18 protein-coding genes and 1 tRNA gene are annotated in these 22195 nt (G+C 74.1%); 8 read left to right on the forward strand and 11 right to left on the reverse strand.

Annotation, left to right across the window (positions count from 1 at the left end):
- The first annotated feature begins 110 nt into the window (after positions 1-110).
- Positions 111-1076: an EamA family transporter RarD gene (gene rarD, locus ACGFX4_RS15365; protein WP_393073529.1), complete on the forward strand. Its 966-nt coding sequence runs from the start codon at positions 111-113 to the stop codon at positions 1074-1076.
- Positions 1077-1092: 16 nt separating this feature from the next.
- Here the strand turns inward: rarD and ACGFX4_RS15370 are convergent, their stop codons facing one another.
- On the reverse strand, positions 1093-2349 hold the full coding sequence (locus ACGFX4_RS15370; RefSeq protein ID WP_393073532.1) for an ABC transporter substrate-binding protein: 1257 nt from the start codon (positions 2347-2349) through the stop codon (positions 1093-1095).
- A gap of 301 nt (positions 2350-2650) precedes the next feature.
- Here ACGFX4_RS15370 and ACGFX4_RS15375 point away from each other — a divergent pair, with 301 nt between their 5' ends.
- Positions 2651-2929, forward strand: coding sequence for a hypothetical protein (locus ACGFX4_RS15375; RefSeq protein WP_393073535.1), 279 nt, complete (start codon positions 2651-2653; stop codon positions 2927-2929).
- 66 nt (positions 2930-2995) lie between these two features.
- Here ACGFX4_RS15375 and ACGFX4_RS15380 read toward each other — a convergent pair whose 3' ends face one another.
- Positions 2996-4216 carry an outer membrane lipoprotein carrier protein LolA gene (locus ACGFX4_RS15380; protein ID WP_393073538.1) on the reverse strand — a complete coding sequence of 407 codons (1221 nt, stop codon included), beginning with the start codon at positions 4214-4216 and terminating at the stop codon, positions 2996-2998.
- Between the two features lie 169 nt (positions 4217-4385).
- Here ACGFX4_RS15380 and ACGFX4_RS15385 point away from each other — a divergent pair, with 169 nt between their 5' ends.
- Positions 4386-6974, forward strand: coding sequence for a bifunctional FO biosynthesis protein CofGH (locus ACGFX4_RS15385; RefSeq protein WP_393073541.1), 2589 nt, complete (start codon positions 4386-4388; stop codon positions 6972-6974).
- On the opposite strand, the gene ACGFX4_RS15390 is transcribed toward ACGFX4_RS15385, so the two are convergent.
- Positions 6971-7318, reverse strand: coding sequence for a winged helix-turn-helix transcriptional regulator (locus ACGFX4_RS15390; RefSeq protein WP_393073612.1), 348 nt, complete (start codon positions 7316-7318; stop codon positions 6971-6973). The two genes, ACGFX4_RS15385 and ACGFX4_RS15390, sit on opposite strands and share 4 nt — an antisense overlap.
- A 174-nt stretch (positions 7319-7492) precedes the next feature.
- Here ACGFX4_RS15390 and ACGFX4_RS15395 point away from each other — a divergent pair, with 174 nt between their 5' ends.
- Positions 7493-8122, forward strand: coding sequence for an NAD(P)-dependent oxidoreductase (locus tag ACGFX4_RS15395; protein WP_393073544.1), 630 nt, complete (start codon positions 7493-7495; stop codon positions 8120-8122).
- Between the two features lie 19 nt (positions 8123-8141).
- On the opposite strand, the gene ACGFX4_RS15400 is transcribed toward ACGFX4_RS15395, so the two are convergent.
- On the reverse strand, positions 8142-9248 hold the full coding sequence (locus tag ACGFX4_RS15400) for a tyrosine-protein phosphatase (RefSeq protein ID WP_393073547.1): 1107 nt from the start codon (positions 9246-9248) through the stop codon (positions 8142-8144).
- Positions 9249-9412: 164 nt separating this feature from the next.
- On the opposite strand from ACGFX4_RS15400, the gene ACGFX4_RS15405 reads away from it, so the two are divergent.
- Positions 9413-10513: an ADP-ribosylglycohydrolase family protein gene (locus ACGFX4_RS15405; RefSeq protein WP_393073615.1), complete on the forward strand. Its 1101-nt coding sequence runs from the start codon at positions 9413-9415 to the stop codon at positions 10511-10513.
- Between the two features lie 69 nt (positions 10514-10582).
- On the opposite strand, the gene ACGFX4_RS15410 is transcribed toward ACGFX4_RS15405, so the two are convergent.
- The 3 genes from ACGFX4_RS15410 to ACGFX4_RS15420 form a co-directional block, all read right to left on the reverse strand.
- The gene (locus ACGFX4_RS15410; protein ID WP_345698635.1) at positions 10583-10789 is read right to left on the reverse strand and encodes a DUF397 domain-containing protein; all 207 of its coding nucleotides are present in this window, start codon (positions 10787-10789) and stop codon (positions 10583-10585) included.
- Positions 10786-11643: a helix-turn-helix transcriptional regulator gene (locus ACGFX4_RS15415; protein WP_345698636.1), complete on the reverse strand. Its 858-nt coding sequence runs from the start codon at positions 11641-11643 to the stop codon at positions 10786-10788. The genes ACGFX4_RS15410 and ACGFX4_RS15415 overlap by 4 nt, the downstream gene beginning before the upstream one ends.
- Before the next feature lie 330 nt (positions 11644-11973).
- Entirely contained in the window at positions 11974-12696 is a 723-nt protein-coding gene (locus ACGFX4_RS15420; RefSeq protein WP_393073552.1) for a GPP34 family phosphoprotein, read from the reverse strand.
- Positions 12697-12991: 295 nt separating this feature from the next.
- Between ACGFX4_RS15420 and ACGFX4_RS15425 the strand changes: the two genes are divergently transcribed.
- Complete coding sequence (locus ACGFX4_RS15425; protein WP_393073555.1) at positions 12992-15442, forward strand: hypothetical protein; 2451 nt, start codon at positions 12992-12994, stop codon at positions 15440-15442.
- A 78-nt stretch (positions 15443-15520) separates the two neighbouring features.
- Here ACGFX4_RS15425 and ACGFX4_RS15430 read toward each other — a convergent pair whose 3' ends face one another.
- Together ACGFX4_RS15430 and ACGFX4_RS15435 are read right to left on the reverse strand one after the other, a co-directional pair.
- Positions 15521-16438: a YhjD/YihY/BrkB family envelope integrity protein gene (locus ACGFX4_RS15430; protein ID WP_393073558.1), complete on the reverse strand. Its 918-nt coding sequence runs from the start codon at positions 16436-16438 to the stop codon at positions 15521-15523.
- Positions 16439-16542: 104 nt separating this feature from the next.
- Positions 16543-17307, reverse strand: a complete 765-nt coding sequence (locus tag ACGFX4_RS15435) for a polyprenol monophosphomannose synthase (RefSeq protein ID WP_393073561.1) — start codon at positions 17305-17307, stop codon at positions 16543-16545.
- Positions 17308-17605: 298 nt separating this feature from the next.
- Here ACGFX4_RS15435 and ACGFX4_RS15440 point away from each other — a divergent pair.
- Positions 17606-17678 (forward strand) — tRNA-Arg (locus ACGFX4_RS15440).
- 67 nt (positions 17679-17745) lie between these two features.
- On the opposite strand, the gene murJ is transcribed toward ACGFX4_RS15440, so the two are convergent.
- Complete coding sequence (gene murJ / locus ACGFX4_RS15445) at positions 17746-19686, reverse strand: murein biosynthesis integral membrane protein MurJ (protein ID WP_393073564.1); 1941 nt, start codon at positions 19684-19686, stop codon at positions 17746-17748.
- A gap of 294 nt (positions 19687-19980) precedes the next feature.
- Positions 19981-20784, reverse strand: coding sequence for a phosphatase PAP2 family protein (locus tag ACGFX4_RS15450; protein ID WP_393073567.1), 804 nt, complete (start codon positions 20782-20784; stop codon positions 19981-19983).
- Positions 20785-21096: 312 nt separating this feature from the next.
- On the opposite strand from ACGFX4_RS15450, the gene ACGFX4_RS15455 reads away from it, so the two are divergent.
- Entirely contained in the window at positions 21097-22068 is a 972-nt protein-coding gene (locus ACGFX4_RS15455; protein ID WP_393073570.1) for a sigma-70 family RNA polymerase sigma factor, read from the forward strand.
- Positions 22069-22195 lie beyond the last annotated feature (127 nt).

Consider the following 22195-nt stretch of genomic DNA (forward strand, 5'->3'; position numbering starts at 1 on the left):
GGGGCCGTGACGCAACTGTCATGACCAAAAGGTGGATACGGAGATGACAGTCCGCCCTCCGGGCCGCTACCGTTCGACCGGAGCAACAGCGCGCGCGGAGGGTGGCCGGCATGGCGACAAGCACGGGGCGGGAGGCCCGGGCCGGGCTCTGGAACGGCTTCGCGGCCTACGGCATCTGGGGGCTCTTCCCGCTCTTCTGGCCGCTGCTGGAACCCGCCGGAGCGGTCGACATCCTCGCCAACCGGATGACCTGGTCGCTGGTCGCGGTCGCGGTGATGATGCTGGTCCAGCGGCGCTGGGCGTGGATCCGCCCGCTGCTCGCCCAGCCCCGCCGGCTCGCCCTCTCGGTCCTCGCCGCCGCGGTGATCTCCCTCAACTGGGGCGTCTACATCTGGGGCGTCAACTCCGGCCACGTCGTCGAGACCAGCCTCGGCTACTTCATCAACCCGCTGGTCACCATCGCCTTCGGCGTCCTGCTGCTGCGCGAGCGCCTGCGCCGCGCCCAGTGGTTCGCGGTCGGCATCGGCGCGGCGGCCGTCGCCGTGCTGACCCTCGCCTACGGCCGGCCGCCGTGGATCGCGCTCGTCCTCGCCTTCTCCTTCGGCAGCTACGGCCTGCTGAAGAAGAAGGTCGCGCTCGGCGGCCTGGAGAGCCTCGCGCTGGAGACCGCCGCGATGTTCCCGTTCGCGGTCGGCTACCTGATCTGGCTCGCCGCCCACGGCCAGGGCACCCTCTTCCGGACCGTGCCCGGCGAGTACGGCTGGGGCCACTCGGCGCTGCTGGTCCTCAGCGGGCTGATCACCGCCGTCCCGCTGATGTGCTTCGGCGCCGCCGCGCTCCGCGTCCCGCTGACCACCCTCGGCCTGCTGCAGTACCTGGCCCCGGTGTTCCAGTTCTCGATCGGCGTCCTGGTCTTCCACGAGTCCATGCCGCCCGCCCGCTGGGCCGGCTTCACCCTGGTGTGGGCCGCCCTCGCGGTGCTCACCTGGGACGCGCTGCGCCGGGTCCGCGCCGACCGCCTGGCCGCCGCCGCCGTGCCGCTGCCCGTCCCGCAGTACGACCGCGCGGCCGGCTGACCCCGGCCCGCCCGGGTCAGCCGGACAGGGCCATCCGCAGCCGGTCCGGGTCGCGCTGCTCCACGTACTCGGCCAGCGCCGCGTCGATCCCGGCGCGGCGGGACGGCCCGACCAGCCCGCCGTGCGCGAGCGAGTCCAGCGGCGGCAGCACCCCCCACTCCTCCAACGACCAGCGCGGGTACGGGCCGAACAGCGTCCGGGCGGTGGCCGGCAGGTCGATCCGGGCCGGGACGGCGCCGCGCGCCCCGTTCAGCGCCAGCTGGCCGTCCGAACTGCCGCACTCGGCGAGCCACACCAGCGCCGCGTCCCGGTGTCTCGCCCCCCGGGGCAGCGCGAACGCGTCCACCCGGCACTGGTACACCCGGTCCGTACCGGGCGCCGCGACCCAGCGGTAGCCGCTGAACGCCCGCAGCCCCAGCACCTCCCGCAGCATGCCCTCGGCCCAGTCGCCGGTCAGCTGGTAGCCGGCCTGTCCGGATCCCAGCAGCCGGGTGGCGTCCGCCCAGGTGCCCGGCGTCGGGCCGCCGTACGCCAGGTTGGAGTACCCCAGCAGCTCGTCCAGCCAGCGCAGCGCGGTCGCCACCCGCGGCGTCGACCAGCCCCGGCCGTCCTGCCACAGCGCGGTCCAGGCCTCCGGGCCGAGCGCGTCCAGCAGCACCGTCTCCAGCAGCTGCTCCAGGCACTCCGGGCCGCCCAGCGCCAGCCCGTGGCAGCCGGTCGCGGCGACCTTGCGCAGCGCGTCCAGCAGGGCCGGGAGGGTCCGCGGCGTCGGGTCCGCGTCCGCCCCGGCGACCACGGCGGAGGAGGACCAGAGCAGGTTGGTGCGGCGCACGCCCACCGGGACGGCGTACCTGACCGGCCCCACGCCGAGGCGGGGGAGCAGCCCGTCCGGCAGCCGCTCGGCCCAGCCCTCCCGGTCGTACAGCGCGTCCAGCGGCTCCAGCCGGCCCGCGGCGGCGTACGCCGACAGCTCCGCGCCGCCCCGGGTCAGGAAGCAGTCCGGCGGGTTCCCGGCGGCCATCCGGGCGGCCGGGTCCGCGCCCGCGGGGGCCGGCACGAAGGTCACGTTCGGCGCCCGGCCCTTGAAGTCCGCGAGCAGCGCCAGCAGGCCGTTCGCCTCCGGGCCCGTCGACCAGGGCGTGCACACCTCCAACAGGCCCGCGGGGCCCGCGGCCTCGGCCCTGGCGGCGGTCGCCCGGCCGCACCGCGAGACCACGCCCAACGTCGCCAGGGCGCCGCCGCCCAGCAGAAGACTTCGACGGCTGATCGGCACGGTACTCCCGGGATGGACGAAGGCGGCAGGACAGGCGGGGGCGCGGGGGCGGCGCTCAATCCCACCGTCAGGCGCCGTGCACGTCAAGGGGCGGGAAGGCGCGCACGAGGAGAACCTCGCACTCCGGATCTCCTCAAGCGGAGGGGTGGCCTGCTAACGTGCGGGTCCTGAACCCACCCGCCGCTCGGCGCGTGTCCCTGGAGAGCTCGCCATGGTCCACCTCATCGGGCCTGCCACCCGTCCGTTCCGGCGTGCCGCACGAGCCCGGGCGGGCGCGGACCAGCCGGTTCGCGTTCCCGCCGTGCGGCGCGAACGCAGTATCTCCGAGACCGGCGAACTGATCGTCAACCCCGGTGCCGCCACGATCTGCTGGCAGAGCCCGGGCGGCCCCGCCGTCCTCCTCGAACCGCCGTACCGGCTCGACCGGGTCGACCTCAAGGGCTCCTACCGCGCCCGCCTCCACGGCCTGACCGCCGGCATCCGGCTGATCTGCCGCGACCACGCCCCGCTCTTCCTGATCGCCCCCGACCGGCTGCCCCTGCTGGCGCTCGCCGCCGCCGCCTCCCGCGGGCACCGCTGAACCCGGGCACGCGCACGGGCCCGGGGAGACGTGCTCCCCGGGCCCGCGGCCGCCGCGCGGCGGTGCCTACTTGGCGGCGTTCTGCAGGGTCGGCAGGGTCACCGCGCCCGCGAACAGCCGGCCGTCGTCGGTCACCAGCACGTTGACCACCTTGGTGGAGATCAGCGTGCCGCCGCCGACCGGCTTGCCGAGCATCTTCACGGCGGAGCCGACCTCCTGGCCGCCCCCGGCGACGGAGAGCACCGACGTCCACCCCTCGCCGATCACCTTGGTGTCGGGCCCGGCGCCGTCCGGCTTCGCGCCCTGCTTCGCGGCCTCCTGCTTCGCCTGCTCCAGCGCCGCGGCGATCTCGCCGGAGTGCTCCTTCGCGTCGCCCTGCTCGGTCACCTTCGCGCCCTTGGGCGCGGTGAACTCGAAGGTCTTGGCGGACGGCGCGGCGAAGTCCACCGTGCCGAAGTGCGCGTCGAACACCTTCGACCCGTCCACCGTCCGCACCTGGACGCCGAGCGGCACACCGCGCTCCGCGTCCACCGAGATCCGCACCTCGGCGATGGTCGAGCCCTGCTGCGCGGGCTTCACACTGAGCCGGTAGGCGGCCCGGTCGGCGACCTTCTCGGTGCCGTCCACGGTCACCGTGGTGGTGCCGGCGCTCGCCGACAGGAAGCGCTTGGCGAGCTCCTGCGGCGTCGGCACCCCGGCCTCCGGACCGCGCCGCGCCTCCTTGCCGCCGTCCTTGCCCTCGGCGGGCAGGACGCCGTGCACGCCCTCGTTGCGCTTGCCGTCGAACGCCCAGAACTGGTCGCCGTTGTGCACCAGCTGGTACCCGCCGGGCAGCACCACCCGCTGCCGGTCCGGCCCGTCGGCCGCGACCGTGATGACGTGCTCGCCGCCGAGCAGCTCCAGCGCCTTCCCGGTCGGGGCGATGCCGGTGCCGCCGATCCCGCCGCCGCCCGAACCGCCGCCGGCCCTGCCCAGGTCGAGCCCGGGGACCGGGCTCGCGCCGCCGGCCATCGACAGCAGCTGGCTGGGCAGCCCCAGGTCGGCGCTGATCTTCACGGTGCCGCTCAGCGTGTCGGTGTCGGCCGACAGCACCTTGGCCACCAGCTGCTCCGCCGAGACGGCGGGCAGGCTCGGCGCGCTGTCACTGGCGAGTGCCGGCACCAGGCCGACACCGGTCGCCACGGCGGCCGCCACCGCGACCGGCACCGCCACCCGTACCGCCGTCCGCCGACGTGCGCGGTGCGGTGTCTGCTGCGGCGCCTGCGCCGTGTCCTCGTTCTCCAGCATGTTCCCCTCCTCGGTCGTCGTCCTTGCCTCTTCCATTACAGGCCCGCGCAAGGGCCCCGGCATCGACCCGGAGGGTGGGATCGGGGTACGTCTGGCGGCGCAGTCGACCCTGAGGCCTCCTCAGGGTGACGTAGTCCGAGAGGCGGAGAGGCTCGCGTATCGTCGCTGCATGGACACACCGGACCCCTCGCCGACCCCGCCGACCGCCAACGCGATGCGCCGCGCGCTGCGCCGCGCCCGCGACGGCGTGGCGCTGGACACCGCCGAGGCCGCCGTGCTGCTCCAGGCGGGTGGCGAGGACCTGCGCGACCTGTGCGCCAGCGCCGCCCGGGTCCGCGACGCGGGCCTGGCGGCGGCCGGCCGGCCCGGCGTGGTCACCTACTCCAAGAAGGTGTTCGTCCCGCTCACCCGGCTGTGCCGGGACCGCTGCCACTACTGCACCTTCGTCACCGTCCCGGGGAAGCTCAAGCGGGACGGCCACGGGATGTACCTCTCCCCGGACGAGGTCCTGGAGATCGCCCGTCAGGGTGCCGCGCTCGGCTGCAAGGAGGCGCTGTTCACCCTCGGCGACCGGCCCGAGGACCGCTGGCCCGAGGCCCGCGAGTGGCTGGACGCGCACGGCTACGACGACACCCTGGCGTACGTGCGGGCGATGGCGATCCGGGTGCTGGAGGAGACCGGCCTGCTGCCGCACCTCAACCCGGGCGTGCTCGGCTGGACCGACTTCCAGCGGCTCAAGCCGGTCGCCCCGTCGATGGGCATGATGCTGGAGACCACCGCGACCCGGCTGTGGTCCGAGCCCGGCGGCCCGCACCACGGCTCGCCGGACAAGGAGCCGGCGGTGCGGCTGCGGGTGCTGGAGGACGCCGGGCGCAGCTCGGTGCCGTTCACCACCGGCGTGCTGATCGGCATCGGCGAGACGTACCGGGAGCGGGCCGAGGCGCTGTTCGAGATCCGCCGGATCGCCCGGCAGTACCACGGCGTCCAGGAGGTGATCGTGCAGAACTTCCGCGCCAAGCCGGACACCGCGATGCGGGCCATGCCCGACGCCGAACTCACCGAGCTCGCCGCCGCGATCGCCGTCACCCGCCTGGTGCTCGGCCCGTCCGCCCGGATCCAGGCCCCGCCGAACCTGGTCGACCGCGAGTACGCGCTGATCATCGGCGCCGGCATCGACGACTGGGGCGGCGTCTCGCCGCTCACCCCCGACCACGTCAACCCCGAACGCCCCTGGCCGCACATCGAGGAACTCGCCGCCCGCACCGCCGAATCCGGCTTCGAGCTGCGCGAACGCCTCACCGTCTACCCCGAGTACCTGCGGCGCGGCGAGCCCTGGCTCGACCCGCGGCTGCTGCCGCACGTCACCGCCCTCGCCGACCCGGAGACCGGGCTCGCCGTCGAGGACGCCCGCCCAGTCGGCCTGCCCTGGCAGGAGCCCGAGGACCTGCCCGCCGCGTACGGCCGCACCGACCTGCACCGCACCATCGACACCGAGGGCCGCACCGGCGACCGCCGGGCCGACTACGACGAGGTGTACGGCGACTGGGCGGTGCTGCGCGAGCAGGTCCCCGCGCAGCAGGGCGCCCCCGAGCGGCCGGACGGCGAGGTGCGGGCCGCGCTCGCCGTCGCCGCCGACGACCCCACCCGGCTCACCGACGCGCAGGCGCTGGCCCTGTTCCACGCCGACGGCCCGGCGCTGGACGCGCTCTGCCGGATCGCCGACGCGGTCCGCCGCGACACCGTCGGCGAGGAGGTCACCTACTGCGTCACCCGAAACATCAACTTCACCAACGTCTGCTACACCGGCTGCCGCTTCTGCGCCTTCGCCCAGCGCCGCACCGACGCCGACGCGTACACCCTCTCCCTGGAGCAGGTCGCCGAACGGGCCGCCCAGGCCTGGGAGGTGGGCGCCACCGAGGTCTGCATGCAGGGCGGCATCCACCCGGACCTGCCCGGCACCGCGTACTTCGACATCGCCCGCGCGGTGAAGGCCCGCGTCCCCGGCATCCACGTGCACGCCTTCTCGCCGATGGAGGTGGTCAACGGGGCGACCCGCACCGGGCTGTCGATCCGCGACTGGCTGGCGCGGGCCAAGGAGGCCGGGCTGGACTCCATCCCGGGCACGGCGGCGGAGATCCTCGACGACGAGGTGCGCTGGGTGCTCACCAAGGGCAAGCTGCCCGCCGCCACCTGGGTCGAGGTCGTCACCACCGCCCACGAGCTGGGCCTGCCCTCCTCGTCCACCATGATGTACGGGCACGTCGACACCCCGGCGCACTGGCTCGGGCACCTGCGGCTGCTCGCGGAGATCCAGCAGCGCACCGGCGGGTTCACCGAGTTCGTGACGCTGCCGTTCATCCACACCAACGCGCCGGTCTACCTCGCCGGGATCGCCCGGCCCGGGCCGACCGCCCGCGACAACCGGGCCGTGGTCGCGATGGCCCGGCTGCTGCTGCACCCGCACATCCGCAACATCCAGACCAGCTGGGTGAAGCTGGGCGCGGAGGGCGCGGCGGAGATGCTCCGCTCCGGGGCGAACGACCTCGGCGGCACCCTGATGGAGGAGACCATCTCCCGGATGGCCGGCTCCTCGTACGGCAGTTACAAGTCCGTCCGCGACCTGGAGGCGATCGCCGAGGCCGCCGGACGCCCCGCCCGCCAGCGCACCACCACCTACGGCGAGGTGCCCGCCGAACGCCGGGCCGCGGCCCTCGCCTCGGACGGGCACCTGCCCGAACTGCTGCCCGTGCTCGACTAGTTCGCCTGCTCCAGGCCCGCCTCGCGGGCGTCGATCAGCTCGTCCCAGTGCTGCTCGGCCCACGCGCAGGCGGTGTCCAGCGGGCCGAGCAGGCTGCGGCCCAGCGGCGTCAGCGCGTACTCGACGTGGCGGACCGGGCCCCGGTGCTCCCGGCGGCTGACGAAGCCGTCCCGCTCCAGGGCCCGCAGCGACTGGGTGAGCACCTTCGCGGTGATCCCGCGCAGCGGCACCCGCAGCTCGGAGAACCGGCGCGGGCCGCCCTCCAGACAACGGATGATCATGCCTGCCCACTTGTCCCCGACCCGGAACGGCATCAGGTCCGTCGGGCACACCGGGTCGAACATCTCGGGATCCAACGGCGCACGCGTCACCCCCTCACGGTAGTACCGCGATCGCTCCGGACGGGCCGGACCGGAGTCTTCCGCAGCCCGCGCGGCCCCGGTGGTACCCCGGCGGTAACCGGGCCCCCGGTTAGCGTTCCGGCACACGGAGATCGCGACGGGAGAGCGAGGCAACCCATGGGTGGAATCACGGTGTTCGGGGCCGGCGGCCGGGCCGGGCGGGCGGCGGTGGCGGAGGCGGTGCGGCGGGGCCACGCGGTGACCGCGGTGGTGCGGGAGCCGCAGTCGCACCGGGACCTGGCGGCCGAGGGCGTCCACCTGGTGGCGGGTGACGTCACGGACGCCGCCGCCGTCGCCCGGTATGCGGAGGGGCGGGACGCGGTGCTGGCGGCGGTGTACGACCCGGCCGCGGACCCGGCCGCGTTCTTCGCCGCGGCGGCCGGCGCGCTGGGGGAGGGCATGGCGTCGGCGGGCGCGGAGCGGCTGCTGTTCGTGGGGCTGGCGTCGGTGCTGCCGGACGCCGCCGGCACGCCGCTGATGGACACCCCGGGCTACCCGCAGGAGTACCGCGGGTTCTACCTGGCGCACGCCGCCGGCCGCGACGCTCTCGCCGCGACGGGGCTGGACTGGCTGGTGCTCAGCCCGAGCGGCGACTTCGACCACGGCGGCGCGCCGACCGGCGGCTACCGCACGGCCCCGGCCGACGCGGCGGCCCGGATCGCGTACGGCGACTTCGCCCTCGCGCTGCTGGACGAGGCGGAGCGCCCGCGCCACCACCGGATGCACCTCGGGGTGACGCGGGCCTGACCGCCGCCGCGGACGGGCGTCAGCCCTCCAGCAGGGAGCGGCGCAGCTGCCGCAGCTCGTGCCGGTCCAGGCCGAGGCCGTCGGTGAGGTAGGCGTCGAAGCCGCCGAAACGGTCCTGGACCTCCTGGTAGCCGGCGGCGAGGTAGGCCGGGCGGACGTCCAGCAGCGGCTTGTAGACCGCCTGGTAGGCGGGCGGCAGCTTGGCGAGCAGGGCGGCGTTGGCCTCGGCCCGGTAGGTGTTGGAGGCGAGGTAGTCGGCCTCGACGGTGGCCCGGTCGACGCCGAGCGCGGTGAGCAGGGCGGCGGCGCCCCAGCCGGTGCGGTCCTTGCCGGCGGTGCAGTGCAGGACCACCGCGCCGCGCTCGCCGACGGCGGCGAACAGCGAGCGGTAGGCGGCCCTGGCGCTGTCCGCGGAGACCATGGTGCGCTCGGCGGCGATCATGGCCTGCTCGGCGGCGGCGGGGCTGGTGACGTTGAACGCGCCGGTGTCCTGGACGCCGAGCACGTTGGCCTCGACGACGGTGGCGCCGGCCGGGACGCGGTCGGGGGCGGCCTGCCGCTCGGCGGGGGTGCGCAGGTCGACGACGGTGCGGATGCCGAGGCGGCGCAGCTTGGCGAGGTCCTCGTCGGTCAGCCTGCTGAGGTCGTCGGAGCGGTAGACCTCGCCGAGCCTCACCCAGTGGCCGTCGGCGGTGCGGTAGCCGCCGGCGTCGCGGAAGTTCGGGGCGGAGGCGAGGTGCAGCGAGCGGTCGGCGACGGTGAGCTCCTCGCCGCGGTCCGGGACCAGCCGGAAGTACCAGCGGTCGGCGGCGGCGAGGCCGCTCACGGTGACGGTGGCCGAGGCGCCGCCGCGGGCGACCGGGACGCGGCCGGTGAGGTGGTCGCGGTCGGTGGAGGCGTACACGGTGACCTTGCGGGCGCCGGTCGCGGACCAGGCCAGGGTGAAGCTGCCGTCGGCCTGCTGGGTGGCGGTGGCGGCGGTGAAGGGGATGCCGTGCGCGGGCCGCTGGTCGGCCCGGGAGACGGACGCGGCGGCGGAGGCGGGGGTGGCGAGCGCGGGGGTGCCGACGAGGGTGGCGGCCAGCAGGGCGGCGGCCGCGGCCCGGGTACGGGTGGTGGTGGTCATGGGCGGGAACGGTAGAGACCGCGCGTCCGACCTCGGTGACCTGCGGATGTCCTCGATGCAACAGACTGTTGACGTTCTGTTGTTCGGCACTGGTACCCGATTGGTTGGAATCTTCGAATACAGTGCACCACTGTCCGGCCCCCGAGGAAAGGCCCCGACCCGTGATGCCACTGTGGTCCCGCGCGCAGCAGCAGGAGTTCCGCAGCCGGGTGCGCGGCTGCCTGCTCGGCGGCGCGATCGGGGACGCGCTCGGCGCCGGCATCGAGTTCGAGCCGCTGGAGAAGATCCGCGCCGAGCACGGCGAGCGGGGCGTCACCGGCTACGTCCCGGCGTACGGGCGGCGCGGCGCGGTCACCGACGACACCCAGATGACGATGTGGACGGTGGACGGCCTGATCCGCGCCCACATCAGCCGGGACGGCGGCGCCTGGCACCCGCCGAGCGACGTCCACCGCGCGTACCTGCGCTGGTACGCCACCCAGCAGGACTGGGGACCGGACGAGCGCCGCGCCGACCTCGGCTGGCTGGGCCGCGAGGAGTGGCTGTACGCCCGGCGCGCCCCCGGCCAGGCCTGCCTGTCCGGCCTCTCCGGGCCGGACGCCGAGCGGCTGGGCACCGTGGAGGAGCCGCGCAACCCGCACTCCAAGGGCTGCGGCACGGTGATGCGGGCCGCGCCGTTCGGGCTGCTCACCGCCTGGGACCCGGGCCTGGTCTTCCAACTCGCGGTGGAGTGCTCGGTGCTGACCCACGGCCACCCCACCGGCTACCTGGCGGCCGGCGCCTTCGCGGTGATCGTCCACTCGGTGGCCCGCGGCGGCACCCTGGAGGAGGGGGTCCACCTGGCGCTCGCGCTGCTCTCCGAGCGGCCCCGGCACGAGGAGACCACCGCCGCGCTGCGCGGCGCGCTGGACGCGGTGCGGGCCGGGACGCCCTCGGCGGAACGGGTCGAGGAACTGGGCGAGGGCTGGGTCGCCGAGGAGGCGCTGGCGATCGGCCTGTACTGCGCGCTGGTCGCCGAGGACGTCAAGAGCGGACTGCTGCTGGCGGTCAACCACTCCGGGGACAGCGACTCCACCGGCTCGATCTGCGGCAACCTGCTGGGCGCGCTGCACGGCGAGACCGCGCTGCCGCCGGAGCTGGTGGCCGAGCTGGAGGGCCGGGGCACCCTGCTGGAGCTGGCCGACGACTTCGTGCTGGAGCTGCTGCACGGTCCGGACCTGCACAGCAGTCCCGCCTGGGCCGGGCGCTACCCCGTCCCCTCCTGACCGCGGACGGCCCGGACACGGCGGTGCCCGCCGCCGCGTGAGCGGGGCGGGCACCGAAGTACGGGGCGATCAGACCTCGCCGAAGGCGCCCGCCGCGGCGGCGGCGGCGAAGGCGGCCCAGCCCTGGTTGGAGAAGCGGAGCTGCGGACCCTCCGGGTCCTTGGAGTCGCGGACCGCGATCGACGCGGTGTCCGGCACGGCGATCTCCACGCAGGCGCCGTTGCCGCCGCTGTGGCTGCTCTTGCGCCAGACCAGGTTGCTCGTGGACTTGCTCATTTCATGAACCCCTCTCCGTAGCTGTGTATCAATGACCGGCTCTCCGCGACACTCAGCGCCGCGGCCCGCAGGTGGTCGTACAGATTGGTATAGCGGCGTACATCGGCGTCCTTCTCGAGGTAGAGATCGCTCGTCACTCCTTCGAAGTAGACAACCGTCGAATCCGCCGACTCGGGGAACTCCATCAGGGAGAATGTCCCGGTCATGCCGGGATGCGCACCGTGGCTGAACGGGATGACCTGGAGGTTGATGTTCGGCCGCTCGCCCAGCTCCACCAGTTGGAAGAGCTGTTCCGCCATCACCTCGGGCCCGCCCACCCGGCGGGTCAGCACCGCCTCGTCGATGACGACCCAGAGGCTGCCCAACTGGTCCTCGCCGTATATCCGGTGCTGGCGCTTCAGCCGGACGTCCACCCGGCGCTTGATCGCCGACGGCTCGGTGTCCGGCTGGGTGCCCGCGACCACCGCCTCGGCGTACGCCCGGGTCTGCAGCAGGCCCGGCACGAACGAGGACTCGTACGCCCGGATCGACGAGGCCTCCGCCTCCAGCCCGATGTACACGCTGTACGGGATGTCGCCGAACTCGTGCCACCAGCCGCGCTGGCGGGACTCCCGGGCCATCTCCATCAGCCCGGCGCGCACCCGCTCGTCGTCGACCTCGTAGACGTCGCACAGGTCGCGGACGTCGCGCTGGCTGATGGAGCGTCGGCCGTTCTCCAGCCGGCTGATCTTGGACTGGGAGACCATCAGGCGGCCGGCGACCTCCTCGGCAGTCATTCCCTTCACCTCGCGCAGGCGCCGGAGCTCGGCTCCCAGCCGCCTACGGCGCACCGTGGGATTGACGCTGGCGGACACATCGACCTCCGGCCGGACTTCTGGCAACAGTGCGGAAATTGGTACCAACCCCCCTGACGTGGAGCAGCATGCCATCTCACCTGCGGTCTGTGCCCAGGAATCGCTGGAGCGCTGTAGAACAGATCATCGGAAAAACGTTCATACGGGATACCGGCCCTTGCGTCCGTCCACCCGGAACGATAAAGGGACCGAGCCGCGCCGATGACCGCCCGATCGTGCCGCGCGGCGGCGCGCACCCGGCCCGGGAACGCCTCGGGGCGGCCCTCCCGGCGCCTCGGCGCCGGGCGGACCGCCCCGGGAAGTGAACTGCCGGCTAACGGCGCGCGCCGTTCATCGCGCGCCCACGCGGGTGGCAACCCCGCGCCCGCCCACGGCGGGGCGCCCGGCCGGCCTGCCCGCCTGAGCGGGCGCCGGCCGGCCCTGCTGGGCCGGCAGACCGTTCTGCACATCCATCACCGCGTGCGCGACCATGCCGCCCAGCGGGTCGTACCTGATCAGGTCGCGCAGCCGGGACCGTGAGGACCGGCCCTCGTTGCCCGGGTACAGGTGCTTGCCCAGGCCCACCGCGTGCGCCAGCGCGGCCAGTGCGGCCGTCCTGGGGTCCGGCGGGACACCGGTGCGGATCGCGGTGTCCAGCCGCTGCTTGATCGCGGCGTTGGTGCAGTCGTCCGACGCCTGGTACCGCGTCGTCGGCAGCACCCCGCACACCTGGCCCGCGACCGCCGTCACCATGCCGCACCGCTCCAGGTGCGCCAGGTACGTCTGTCGGAGACCCAGGCGCGGGCCGCCGATCCAGTGCGCGGCACGTACCGGACTGCCGCGACGGCGCAGCAGCTCCAGTGCGTGGTCCAGGGTCGGGTCGCCCGTCGGCCGCGGCACCACCACGGCGATCCGGTCACCGTCCGGGACTATCCTTCCGGCCAGGGACAGCTCCACGAGCTGCGCCCCGGCGAGTCCGAGGTCGAGGGTCTGCGGCTGCGCCGTGGTACCCGTGGCCGGGTCCAGTGCGAGCAGCAGGAGCTCCTCGGGAATTGTTCTACGGCCTCTGCCCATCCAAGCCTCCCCGCGTGGATGAATGACAGCGTGACGCCTCTCACACAGGCTTGTCGAGTACGCCTCCGAATCGTGACCTTGCGGAGGACGGCGGGGAACCGGCACACGACGGCCCGGCGTCTGACCCGGCAACGGGCCGGACGGGCGGCAAAACCGCCGGTCGGGCGGGGTGCGGCCGGGACAACGGCCGCCGGTGCCGGAGACTGTACAGGTGGCCGGGGCAGGTGGAGAACCTGCGGGAAACAGTTATTTCGTACGGCGTCCGGCGGTGGCCCGGACCGTGAGGAGGATGGCAGTGGGCGAGTCCCCCGAGGATGAGCGGCAGGCAGACGGGCGCGGGCCGGTCGAGCCCGAGGCGGCCGAGCCGGACACCGAGGCCGGGGACGCGGACGGCGCCGAGGCGGCCGGGGCCGTCGAAGCCGGGGAGGGAGACGGCGTCGAGGCGGCCGAGCCGGACACCGAGGCCGGGGAGGCAAGCGGCGTCGAGGCCGCCGAGGCCGTCGAGGCCGCCGATGCCGAGGGGACCGATGCGGAGGAGCCCGCCGGCCCGGAGGGCCCGAGCGGATCCACCGTGCAGCTGCGCGTCCGCGATGTGGACACCCGCACCACCACGCTGCGGATGCCCACCGACCAGGCCACCACCACCCTGCGGGTCCGCGAGGACAACGCCACCACCGTGCTCCGCGTCCCCGCCGGAGCGGCCGACGGCGGCACCGACCCGAAGGCCTCAGCCCAGCTGAAGGCCGCCGGCGACGGTGCCGACACCGGCGCCGGGGCCGCAACGGACGCCGCGCCCGCCGGGTCCGGGGACAAGGCGGCGGAGCAGCCGGCCGCGGCCGGCCCCGCCGATCCGCCCGCGACCGAGGCACCCGCCCGATCGGCCGGCGTCGACCCGCGTCTCGCCATGCGGGACAGCCGCGAGACCGCCGGCGCCACCCTCAAGGGCACCACCAAGCCCACCCGGGAACCCGCCCCCACGGCGGCCCGCCCGGCCGCCCCCGGGACCGCCGCGTCGGACCCCGAGGCCGAGGCCGACGCCGCGCCCGCCCGTACCGCCGCGCCCGAGCCGTCCGCTGCGGCCGGGCCGTCCGCTGCGGCCGCCGCCGGCGCCACCGCCGCATCGGCCGCCGAGGCACCGGCTGCCGAGGCGCCGGCCGCGCCGCCCCGCTCGTGGGCTTCCCCCGGGACTGCCGCGACGTCGGGCCCCGAGGCCACCGTCAAGCTGACCCGCCCGGCCGCCCCCGCGGCTGCCGCCACGCCAGCCCACGAAGCCACCGCCAAGCTGACCCGCCCCGCTGCCCCCGCGGCTCCTGCTGCTCCCGCTGCCCCTGCGGCTCCGGCCGCGTCGGCCCGCGAGGCCGCCGAACCGGCCGCCCGACCGGCCGCCGCACCCGGCGGAGCGTCGCAGCCGCCGCCGGCCGGGCCGCCGTCCGAGCCGCCGGCCGCGCCGGCCCCGCCGCCGCCCGGCCCGGACAGCACCATCGAGGCGATGGAGGTGCTGGCCGCACTCAGCGCCCGCCCGATGACCCCGGCCCGGCGCGCGGTGAAGCGGATCACCGTCTGGTCGGTGTTCCTGATCGTGGTGCTCGCCGTGCTGGTCTCCGTCCAACTGCTGCGCCCGCTGCCGGACGCCAGGGCGAAGCTGAGCCTGGCCGACGCCTACACCTTCGCCGGTGACGCGCTGAACGTCCCGTGGCCGGCCAAGGGCCAGGCCGCCGCCGAGGTGGTCGGCGTGGGCAGCCTGGGCAGCTCGGGCCCGGAGACCCCGGCCTCCATCGCCTCGGTCACCAAGGTGATGAACGCCTACCTGATCCTCCAGGCGCACCCGCTGAAGAAGGGGGAGAGCGGCCCGTCGATCACCGTCGACAAGCAGGCCGCGCAGGAGTCCTCCAACGCCGACGAGTCCAAGGTCACCCTGACCGAGGGCCAGCAGCTCAGCGAGTACGAGGCGCTGGAGATGCTGATGCTGCCGTCCGCCAACAACGTGGCCCGGCTGCTCGCCCGGTGGGACTCCGGTACCGAGGCGGCGTTCGTGCAGAAGATGAACGACACCGCGAAGTCGCTCGGCATGACCAACACCACCTACGTCGACCCGGCCGGCTACAACCCGGACACCAAGTCGACCGCCAAGGACCAGCTGAAGCTGGCCGAGCAGGTGATGAAGAACGAGATCTTCCGCCAGGTGGTGGCCGAGCCCGACACCAGGTTCAACGGTCAGCGGATCTTCAACACCAACGCGCTGCTCGGGAAGAACGGCAACATCGGCGTCAAGACCGGCTCCTCCACCCCGGCCGGTTCCTGCCTGATGTGGGCGGCGTACAAGGAGATCGGCGGTGTGAAGCGGATGGTCCTCGGCGTGACCCTGGGCCAGCCCGCCACCAAGGAGGAGCCGAGCCTGGTGCGCGCCGCGCAGCCGGTCAGCCAGAAGATCAACGTCGCCGCGCAGTCCGCGCTCGCCGGCCAGACCCTGGCCAAGCAGGGCGACGTGGTCGGCCACGTGGACGACGGCCTCGGCGGCACGGTGCCGCTGGTCGCCGGCAAGGACCTGACGGTGGCCGGCTGGTCCGGCATCACCGCGAAGCTGAACCTCGCGCCGGTCGGCACGCTCGGCCACACCGCCAAGGCCGGCACCCAGGTCGGCACGCTGAGCGCCGGTGACGGCGACGGCCGGGTCGAGGTGCCCGTGGTCCTGCAGCGCGACCTGGCGCCGCCGTCCATCATGTCCCGCCTGCTGCGGCTGCTCTGAGCCCGCACGGAGAGCGGCCCCGGACCTGGGACAGGTCCGGGGCCGCTCTCCGTTCTCCCGGGCTCCCCGGGGGCCCGCTCAGCGCTTGCGCTGCCACAGTCCGGGCTCGGTCCTGGTGCCCAGGTAGCGGGAGACCGCGGGCTCGTCGGCGATCACCCGGCCCAGGACCAGCGCCAGGGTCACCGCGGTGAACAGCGCGATCAGCCAGGACAGCGAGGTGAACACCACCCCGTACGGCCCGAACTTCTGCACACTGCGGCTGACCGCCCCCGGCAGGTACACCTGCGAGGCGATGCTCAGCCCGACCTGGCCGACGCCGCACAACGCCGCCCCCGGCAGCAGCGGGTACCAGCGCACCCGGCCGCCCAGCAGCAGGTGCTGGGTCCACCACCACAGCAGCGTGGAGGCGGTGAAGAGCAGCGGGAGGCCCAGCCACAGGCCCAGCCCGAAGCCCTTGCGCAGCGGCACCTGCACCACCAGGAAGACCAGCCACACCGCCAGCCAGACCAGCCAGCGCCAGGCGGCCACCCGCGTCCCGGACTTCGGCAGCTCCCAGGCCCGCTCGCAGACGCGCTGAAGGGCCCGGCTGAGGGCCGTCGCGGACAGCAGGGTGACCAGGGCGCCCACCACGCCGAAGCTCTGCGCCACGTCGTCGTGCCCGGCGCTCATCACCTGCCGCAGCTGGTCCTGCGCCGGACCCTGGATCCCCAGCTGGTCGCGCAGCGAGCCGGCCACCCCGTCGCGGATCGTCGCCGGTGCGAACACCGCGACCACGAACAGCGCCGGCAGCGCGCTGAGGAAGGCCTGCGCGGCCAGCCGGGTCGCGTTGTCCAGCAGGTTCACCCGGAGCAGCTGGCCCACCGCGCGGCCGAGCATCGGCACCCGCTCGGGCATGCCCTTGGCGGTGCCGGCCCACCGGGTCGCCCGCTCCCGGGCACGCGACCACCGGCCCGGGTCGGGCTCCTGTTCCGCCCGACTCACCGAGGAATCCGTCATGCCGACCTCCGGGGCCTGGGAATCGATCCCATCCTCACCCGGCCCCGGGGCACCCGCACCCGCACCCGGTCGTAGGGCTGACGCCCCGTCGACCGGCCGGTGCGCTACTTCTTCTTGCCGGTCAGCTTCGCCACCCGGGCGCCGACGCCCCAGACCGTCACGCGCCACAGCGCCTCGACCACGATGTTGCGGCTCATCTTGGACGCGCCGTGCTCGCGCTCCACGAAGGTGATCGGCACCTCGGCCACCTTGAAGCCGGCCTTCACCGCGCGCCACGCCAGGTCGACCTGGAAGCAGTAGCCCTGCGAGGCGACCTCGTCCATGCCCAGGCCGAGCAGGGTGTGCTTGCGGAACGCCCGGTAGCCGCCGGTGACGTCGCGGATCGGCACGTTCAGCAGGACCCGCGAGTACAGCGAGCCGCCCTTGGACAGCAGCTGGCGGTGCGGCGGCCAGTTGACCGTGCCGCCGCCCGGCACCCAGCGCGAGCCGAGCACCAGGTCGGCGGTGCGCAGCGCGGTGAGCAGCCGGTGCAGCTCCTCGGGCTGGTGCGAGCCGTCCGCGTCCATCTCCACCAGGACGTCGTACCCGGCGTCGATGCCCCAGCGGAAACCGGCCAGGTACGCGGCGCCGAGGCCCTCCTTGCCCTTGCGGTGCATCACGTGGACGTTGCCGTCCTCGGAAGCGATCTTGTCGGCGATCTCGCCGGTGCCGTCAGGGCTGTTGTCGTCCGCGACCAGCACGTGGACCTCGGGCACCGCTGCCCTGACCCGGGAGACGATGCGCTCGACGTTCTCGGCCTCGTTGTACGTCGGAATGATCACCAGCACCTTGCCGAGGTCGGCGAAGGGGGTCTCCTGTGGGGCAGTCACGTCTGTGCCTTTCACGTCTGATGTGGCGCGGGGGATCGGCCGGGCCGAAAGTCATCGCCCGTGCCGATGGTAACGATCGCCGGGAACGACTTGGCACCGGTGCCGCCCACCGGGACGCCCGACTCCACCACACCGGGGTAGTTCGCGTCCACCGGGGGCCGGCGGCACGGAGCTGAGCAGGCACGATGCGGCCGCCGGGCCCGCCCGGCCGGGGGCGGTCCGAAACCACGACCGACATCCCGCCCCAGGTCCGCTACGCTGTGGTCTGGTCTGCTGCCGTTCGGCGGCGCCACATCCCGCCTCAGTAGCTCAGGGGATAGAGCACGGCTCTCCTAAAGCCGGTGTCGCAGGTTCGATTCCTGTCTGGGGCACAGAGAAGGACGCGTAGGCCCCCACCCGTCCCGGGTGGGGGCCTACGGCGTTCCTGGGGCTCCGCGGTCAGCGGCGGTGCTTGCCGCTGCCGACCGGGGTCGGGTCGGGGTAGGGGATGCGCAGGCGGCGGGCCAGCGGGGCGACGGCGGGGCCGGCGCCGAGCGGGCGGGCGAAGAGGAAGAGCGAGACCAGGACGGCCAGCGAACCGGCCGCCAGGCCGGCCAGGTTGCCGAACAGGCCGCTGCCGAAGCGGGCGGCCAGCCAGTGGCCGCCCAGCGCGCCCGGCACGCAGGCGAGCGCGAGCGCGACGTGCAGCCAGAGCACCCGGCCGCCGTCCAGCCCGGATCGGCCGGTGGCCCGGCCGAGTTGCACGGTGGCGTCGGCGGGCCGGGCGGCGGCGGACTCCCGGAGCAGGCGACGGCTGAGCGCCCGACCAGTGATGATCATGCCGACGGTGGCGGCCACGGTGTGCGCCGCACCCATGCCGATGATGATCCAGCGGGTCGGCAGCGTGGCGTACGCGACGGCGGACAGCGCGACGTTGGTGCCCGCGATGGCGGTGGTGAGCCAGAACGGGGTACGGGCGTCGCTCATCGCGTAGAAGCCGCGGGCCAGCGCGTACTGCGCGCAGAAGGAGGGCAGGCCGAGTGCGAAGGCCATCAGCATCTGGGCGACCACCCAGATGTCGTCCTGCCCGACGTTGCCGTGCCCGTAGGCGAGCCCGGCGATCTGCGGGGCGAAGGCCAGGAAGATGGCCGTGGCGGGGACCAGCATCCCGGCGGAGTTGCGCAGGGTCTGGGCCAGCTCGCCGCCGACCTCGCGGAACTGGCCCGCGCTGACCGAGCGCGAGAGGCTCGGCAGGATTGCCGTCACCAGAGAGACCGTGATGATGCCCTGCGGGACCACGAAGAGCAGGTAGGCATTGTTGTAGGGGGTGTAACCCAGGCCGATGTGCAGGCCCTGGTTCTCGGCCTGCGAGCCGGCTCCGGTAGCCAGCCGGGTGATCGCCAGGAAGGCGAACTGGGTGACCACGACGAGCAGCAGGGCCCAGCCGGCCGCGCGCAGCGGCTGCATCAGGCCGGCTCCGCGCCAGTCGAAGCGCGGGCGGTACCGGAAGCCGGAGGAACGCAGCGAGGGCAGCAGTGCCAATGCCTGGACCAGGATGCCGAAGGCGCTGCCGAGGCCGAGCAGCATCGTCGCGCCCGAGCTCATCTCACCCGCGTTCCGCGCGTGTGCACAGATCGCCATGTAGAGGCTGAAGACGCCGATCACCACGACGTTGTTGAGCACCGGCGCCCACATCATGGCCCCGAACCGGTCCCGGGAGTTGAGCACCTGGCCGAGCAGGCCGAACAGGCCGTAGAAGAGGATCGCGGGCAGGCAGTAGCGGGCGAGCGCGAGGGTCAGGTCCCGTTGGACCTGCTGGTCCGCCCCGTAGTGGGTGTACGCGTCGACGATCCAGGGCGCCCCGAACGAGGCGACCGCGGTGATGACCACGAGCAGGACGCCGCAGACGGTCAGCAGCCGGTTGGTGTACGCGACGCCGCCGTCCCTGTGGGTCTGCGCGGCACGGACCAGCTCGGGGACGAACACCGAGTTCAGCACGCCGCCGATGAGCATGATGAAGACGGTGTTGGGGAGCATTGTCGCCACGGCGTAGCCGTCACCGAGCAGGCCGGTGCCGAGCGCAGCGGTGATCACACCGGCCCGGACGAAGCCGAGGGCGCGCGAGGTGAGCGAGCCCAGCGCCATGATCAGGCCGTTGCGGGCGGTCGAAGAGGCCTTGGGCTGCTCGTCGGCGGCGGCCTCGGTGGTCCCGGTCGGGCCGGTGCCCGGTGCGGCGCTCTGCCCGGGGATGCCGGGCGGCGCGGCGGGCATCGGGGGGAGCGGCGGTTGGCCGTGTGCCTGCCCGTGGCCGGGCTGCGCCGGAACCTTGCCCAGTTGCATGGTGGGCGGGTCGGCGTACACGTGCGGCTCGGAGGGACCGTCCGTGGTGTGCATGGTCATCGGACCCCCGTCACTCGGTGCCCGTCCGGCGGCTCGTGGGTGTACGGAGTCGGCTTGTCCGTGCTCCTGGTGCCGGGTGCAGGTACACCCAGCCGGAGCAGTCTGCCTTACCGGAGCACGTGCTGGGGAGTCGGAAGCCCGGCGCGGATGATCTCGATCGCGACGCGTCGCGGTGCGCCGCGGGCCGGGGCGCCGGAATTCGGGCCGAATTTCCCGGAATCAGTGGATTGTCGACCACGTCCGATCCCTCCCCGGTGGTTCCGCCCGCGTGGGTGTGACCTTGCTCACTGACCGTCAGGTGTCCTTGTCGGGGCCGCCCCTCGGCGCCGCGCCGGTGGCGAGGACGCGCTGCACCCGGGGCCGGGTCCGCCAGTCCACCCGGCGGGCGTCGCGCAGCAGCGCGCCGGGGCGCCACAGCTCCACCGCGACCGTGACTCCGCCGAGCACCACGCCGGCCGCCAGCCAGCCGCCGACCACGTCGCTGGGCCAGTGCACGCCGAGCGCGATCCTGGTCCAGCCGACGGCGAGCACGGCGAGCGCGGCGGCAGAGCTCGCCACCGCCCGCCCGACCCGGTCGGCCCGCGGCCAGACCAGGGCGAGCAGTGCCGCGCAGGTGATCGCCGAGGCCGTCGCGTGCCCGGACGGGAAGGCGCCGCCGGAGGCGTGCCCCACCGCGTCGGCGAAGTGCGGGCGGGGCCGGTCGATCGCGGCCCGGGCGGCCGCCGCCAGCGCCCAGCCGACCAGGGCCTGCGCGGCCGCCCAGAAGGCCAGCGTCCGGGCGCCCAGGCACCACAGCCACACCGCGGCGGCGCCCAGCAGCACCCGCATGGTGACCGTCCCGCCGAGGTCCGCCAGGGTCTGCATGGAGGCCGTCCAGGCGGTGTGCTCCCGGGCGTAGTCGTGCAGCGGCCGCACCCAGCCCCGGTCCAGCCGGACCAGCGGCCCCCACCGGGACTCCACCAGGGCGAGCAGCACCCCGAGCAGTGCGGCACAGCACAGCGCCAGCCCGGCACACCTGAGCAGGTTCCGGCGTTGTACGTCCCGTAGGGCCGCGGCCCGACCGGCGGCGACCCGCTCGGTGGCGGTGGGATGGTGCATGGCAGACACCTTCCCAGCGGAGAGCGGCGTTCCGGCGGTGCCGCGATAGCGATTCGGCATCGGTTGTTTGAAGGACCTGCGGTCGCCTCGCGAATGCCCGGTGTGCACGCCGGATCACGCTCCGTGCAGGATCCGGATGAAAATCGGCAGGATACTGCATCTCTCATGGAAATCTGAGCGTCTTGGGAATGTTGTCCGATTTCTGTGCGTTGGATCGTTACGTGTGAGCCTCCAGGAGGGAGCCTCCGGGCGGCCCGCATCTCTTTGCCCGGCAACACCAGAGGGGCCGGTACCAGCAGCAAGGGAGCAAGCATGGCCACCCGTGCCGTCGTTCGCGACAGGGCCGACCGGAGTCGCGCGGCCCGCCCGACCAACCTCGAGGCCGACCGCGATCTCGTCGGCATGTACCTGGACGAGATCGCCAGGACGCCCCTGCTCGACGCCGCCGAGGAGGTCGAGCTCTCGCTGCGCATCGAGGCCGGCGTCTTCGCCCAGCACCTGCTGGACGAGGGCGGGCTGCCCGAGGGCGCGACGCGGGAGGAGCTGGAGGTGATAGCCGAGGACGCGGAGCGTGCCAAGGACGTCTTCATCCGTTCCAACCTCCGTCTGGTGGTCGCGGTCGCCCGGCGCTACCCGCGCAGCGGCCTGCCGCTGCTGGACCTGATCCAGGAGGGCAACGCGGGCCTGGTCAGGGCGGTGGAGAAGTTCGACTACTCGAAGGGCTTCAAGTTCTCCACCTACGCGACCTGGTGGATCCGGCAGGCGATCACCCGCTCGATCGCGGACCAGTCGCGCACCATCCGGCTGCCCGTCCACCTGGTCGAGGAGCTCGGGCGGATCCGGCGGGTGCAGCGGGAGAAGGCGAAGGAGCTGGGGCGAGAGCCCGAGCCGGCCGAGATCGCGGCCGAGCTGGACACCACCGAGCAGCGGATCAAGGACGTGCTCGACTGGGCGCGCGACCCGGTCAGCCTGAACATGTCGGTCGACGACGAGGGCGAGACCCAGTTCGGCGACCTGGTGGAGGACACCGCCGCGGTCTCGCCGGAGGACGCGGTGATGGTGATGCTCCGCCGCGAGGAGCTGGACGACCTGATCGGTCGGCTGGACACCCGTACCGCCTCGATCATCCGCTCCCGCTACGGGATGGAGGACGGCCGCGAGCGGACCCTCACCGAGGTCGGCAAGCAGCACGGCCTGACCCGTGAGCGGATCCGGCAGATCGAGAAGCACGCGCTGGCCGAGCTGAAGAAGATCGCGGACCACGCGGGCTTCGAGGCGGCCTGACCGGCATCCGGGGCCCCGGCAGCGGGGGGGGGCGCCGCGGGGGGGGGGGGGGGGGGGGGGGGGGGGGGGGGGGGGGGGGGGGGGCGGGTCGGGGGGGGCGGGGGGGGCGCGAGGGGGCAAGCGGGCG

Origin of the sequence: Kitasatospora sp. NPDC048365, from assembly GCF_043200835.1 — a bacterium.
GTDB classification, from domain to species: Bacteria; Actinomycetota; Actinomycetes; order Streptomycetales; family Streptomycetaceae; genus Kitasatospora; species Kitasatospora terrestris.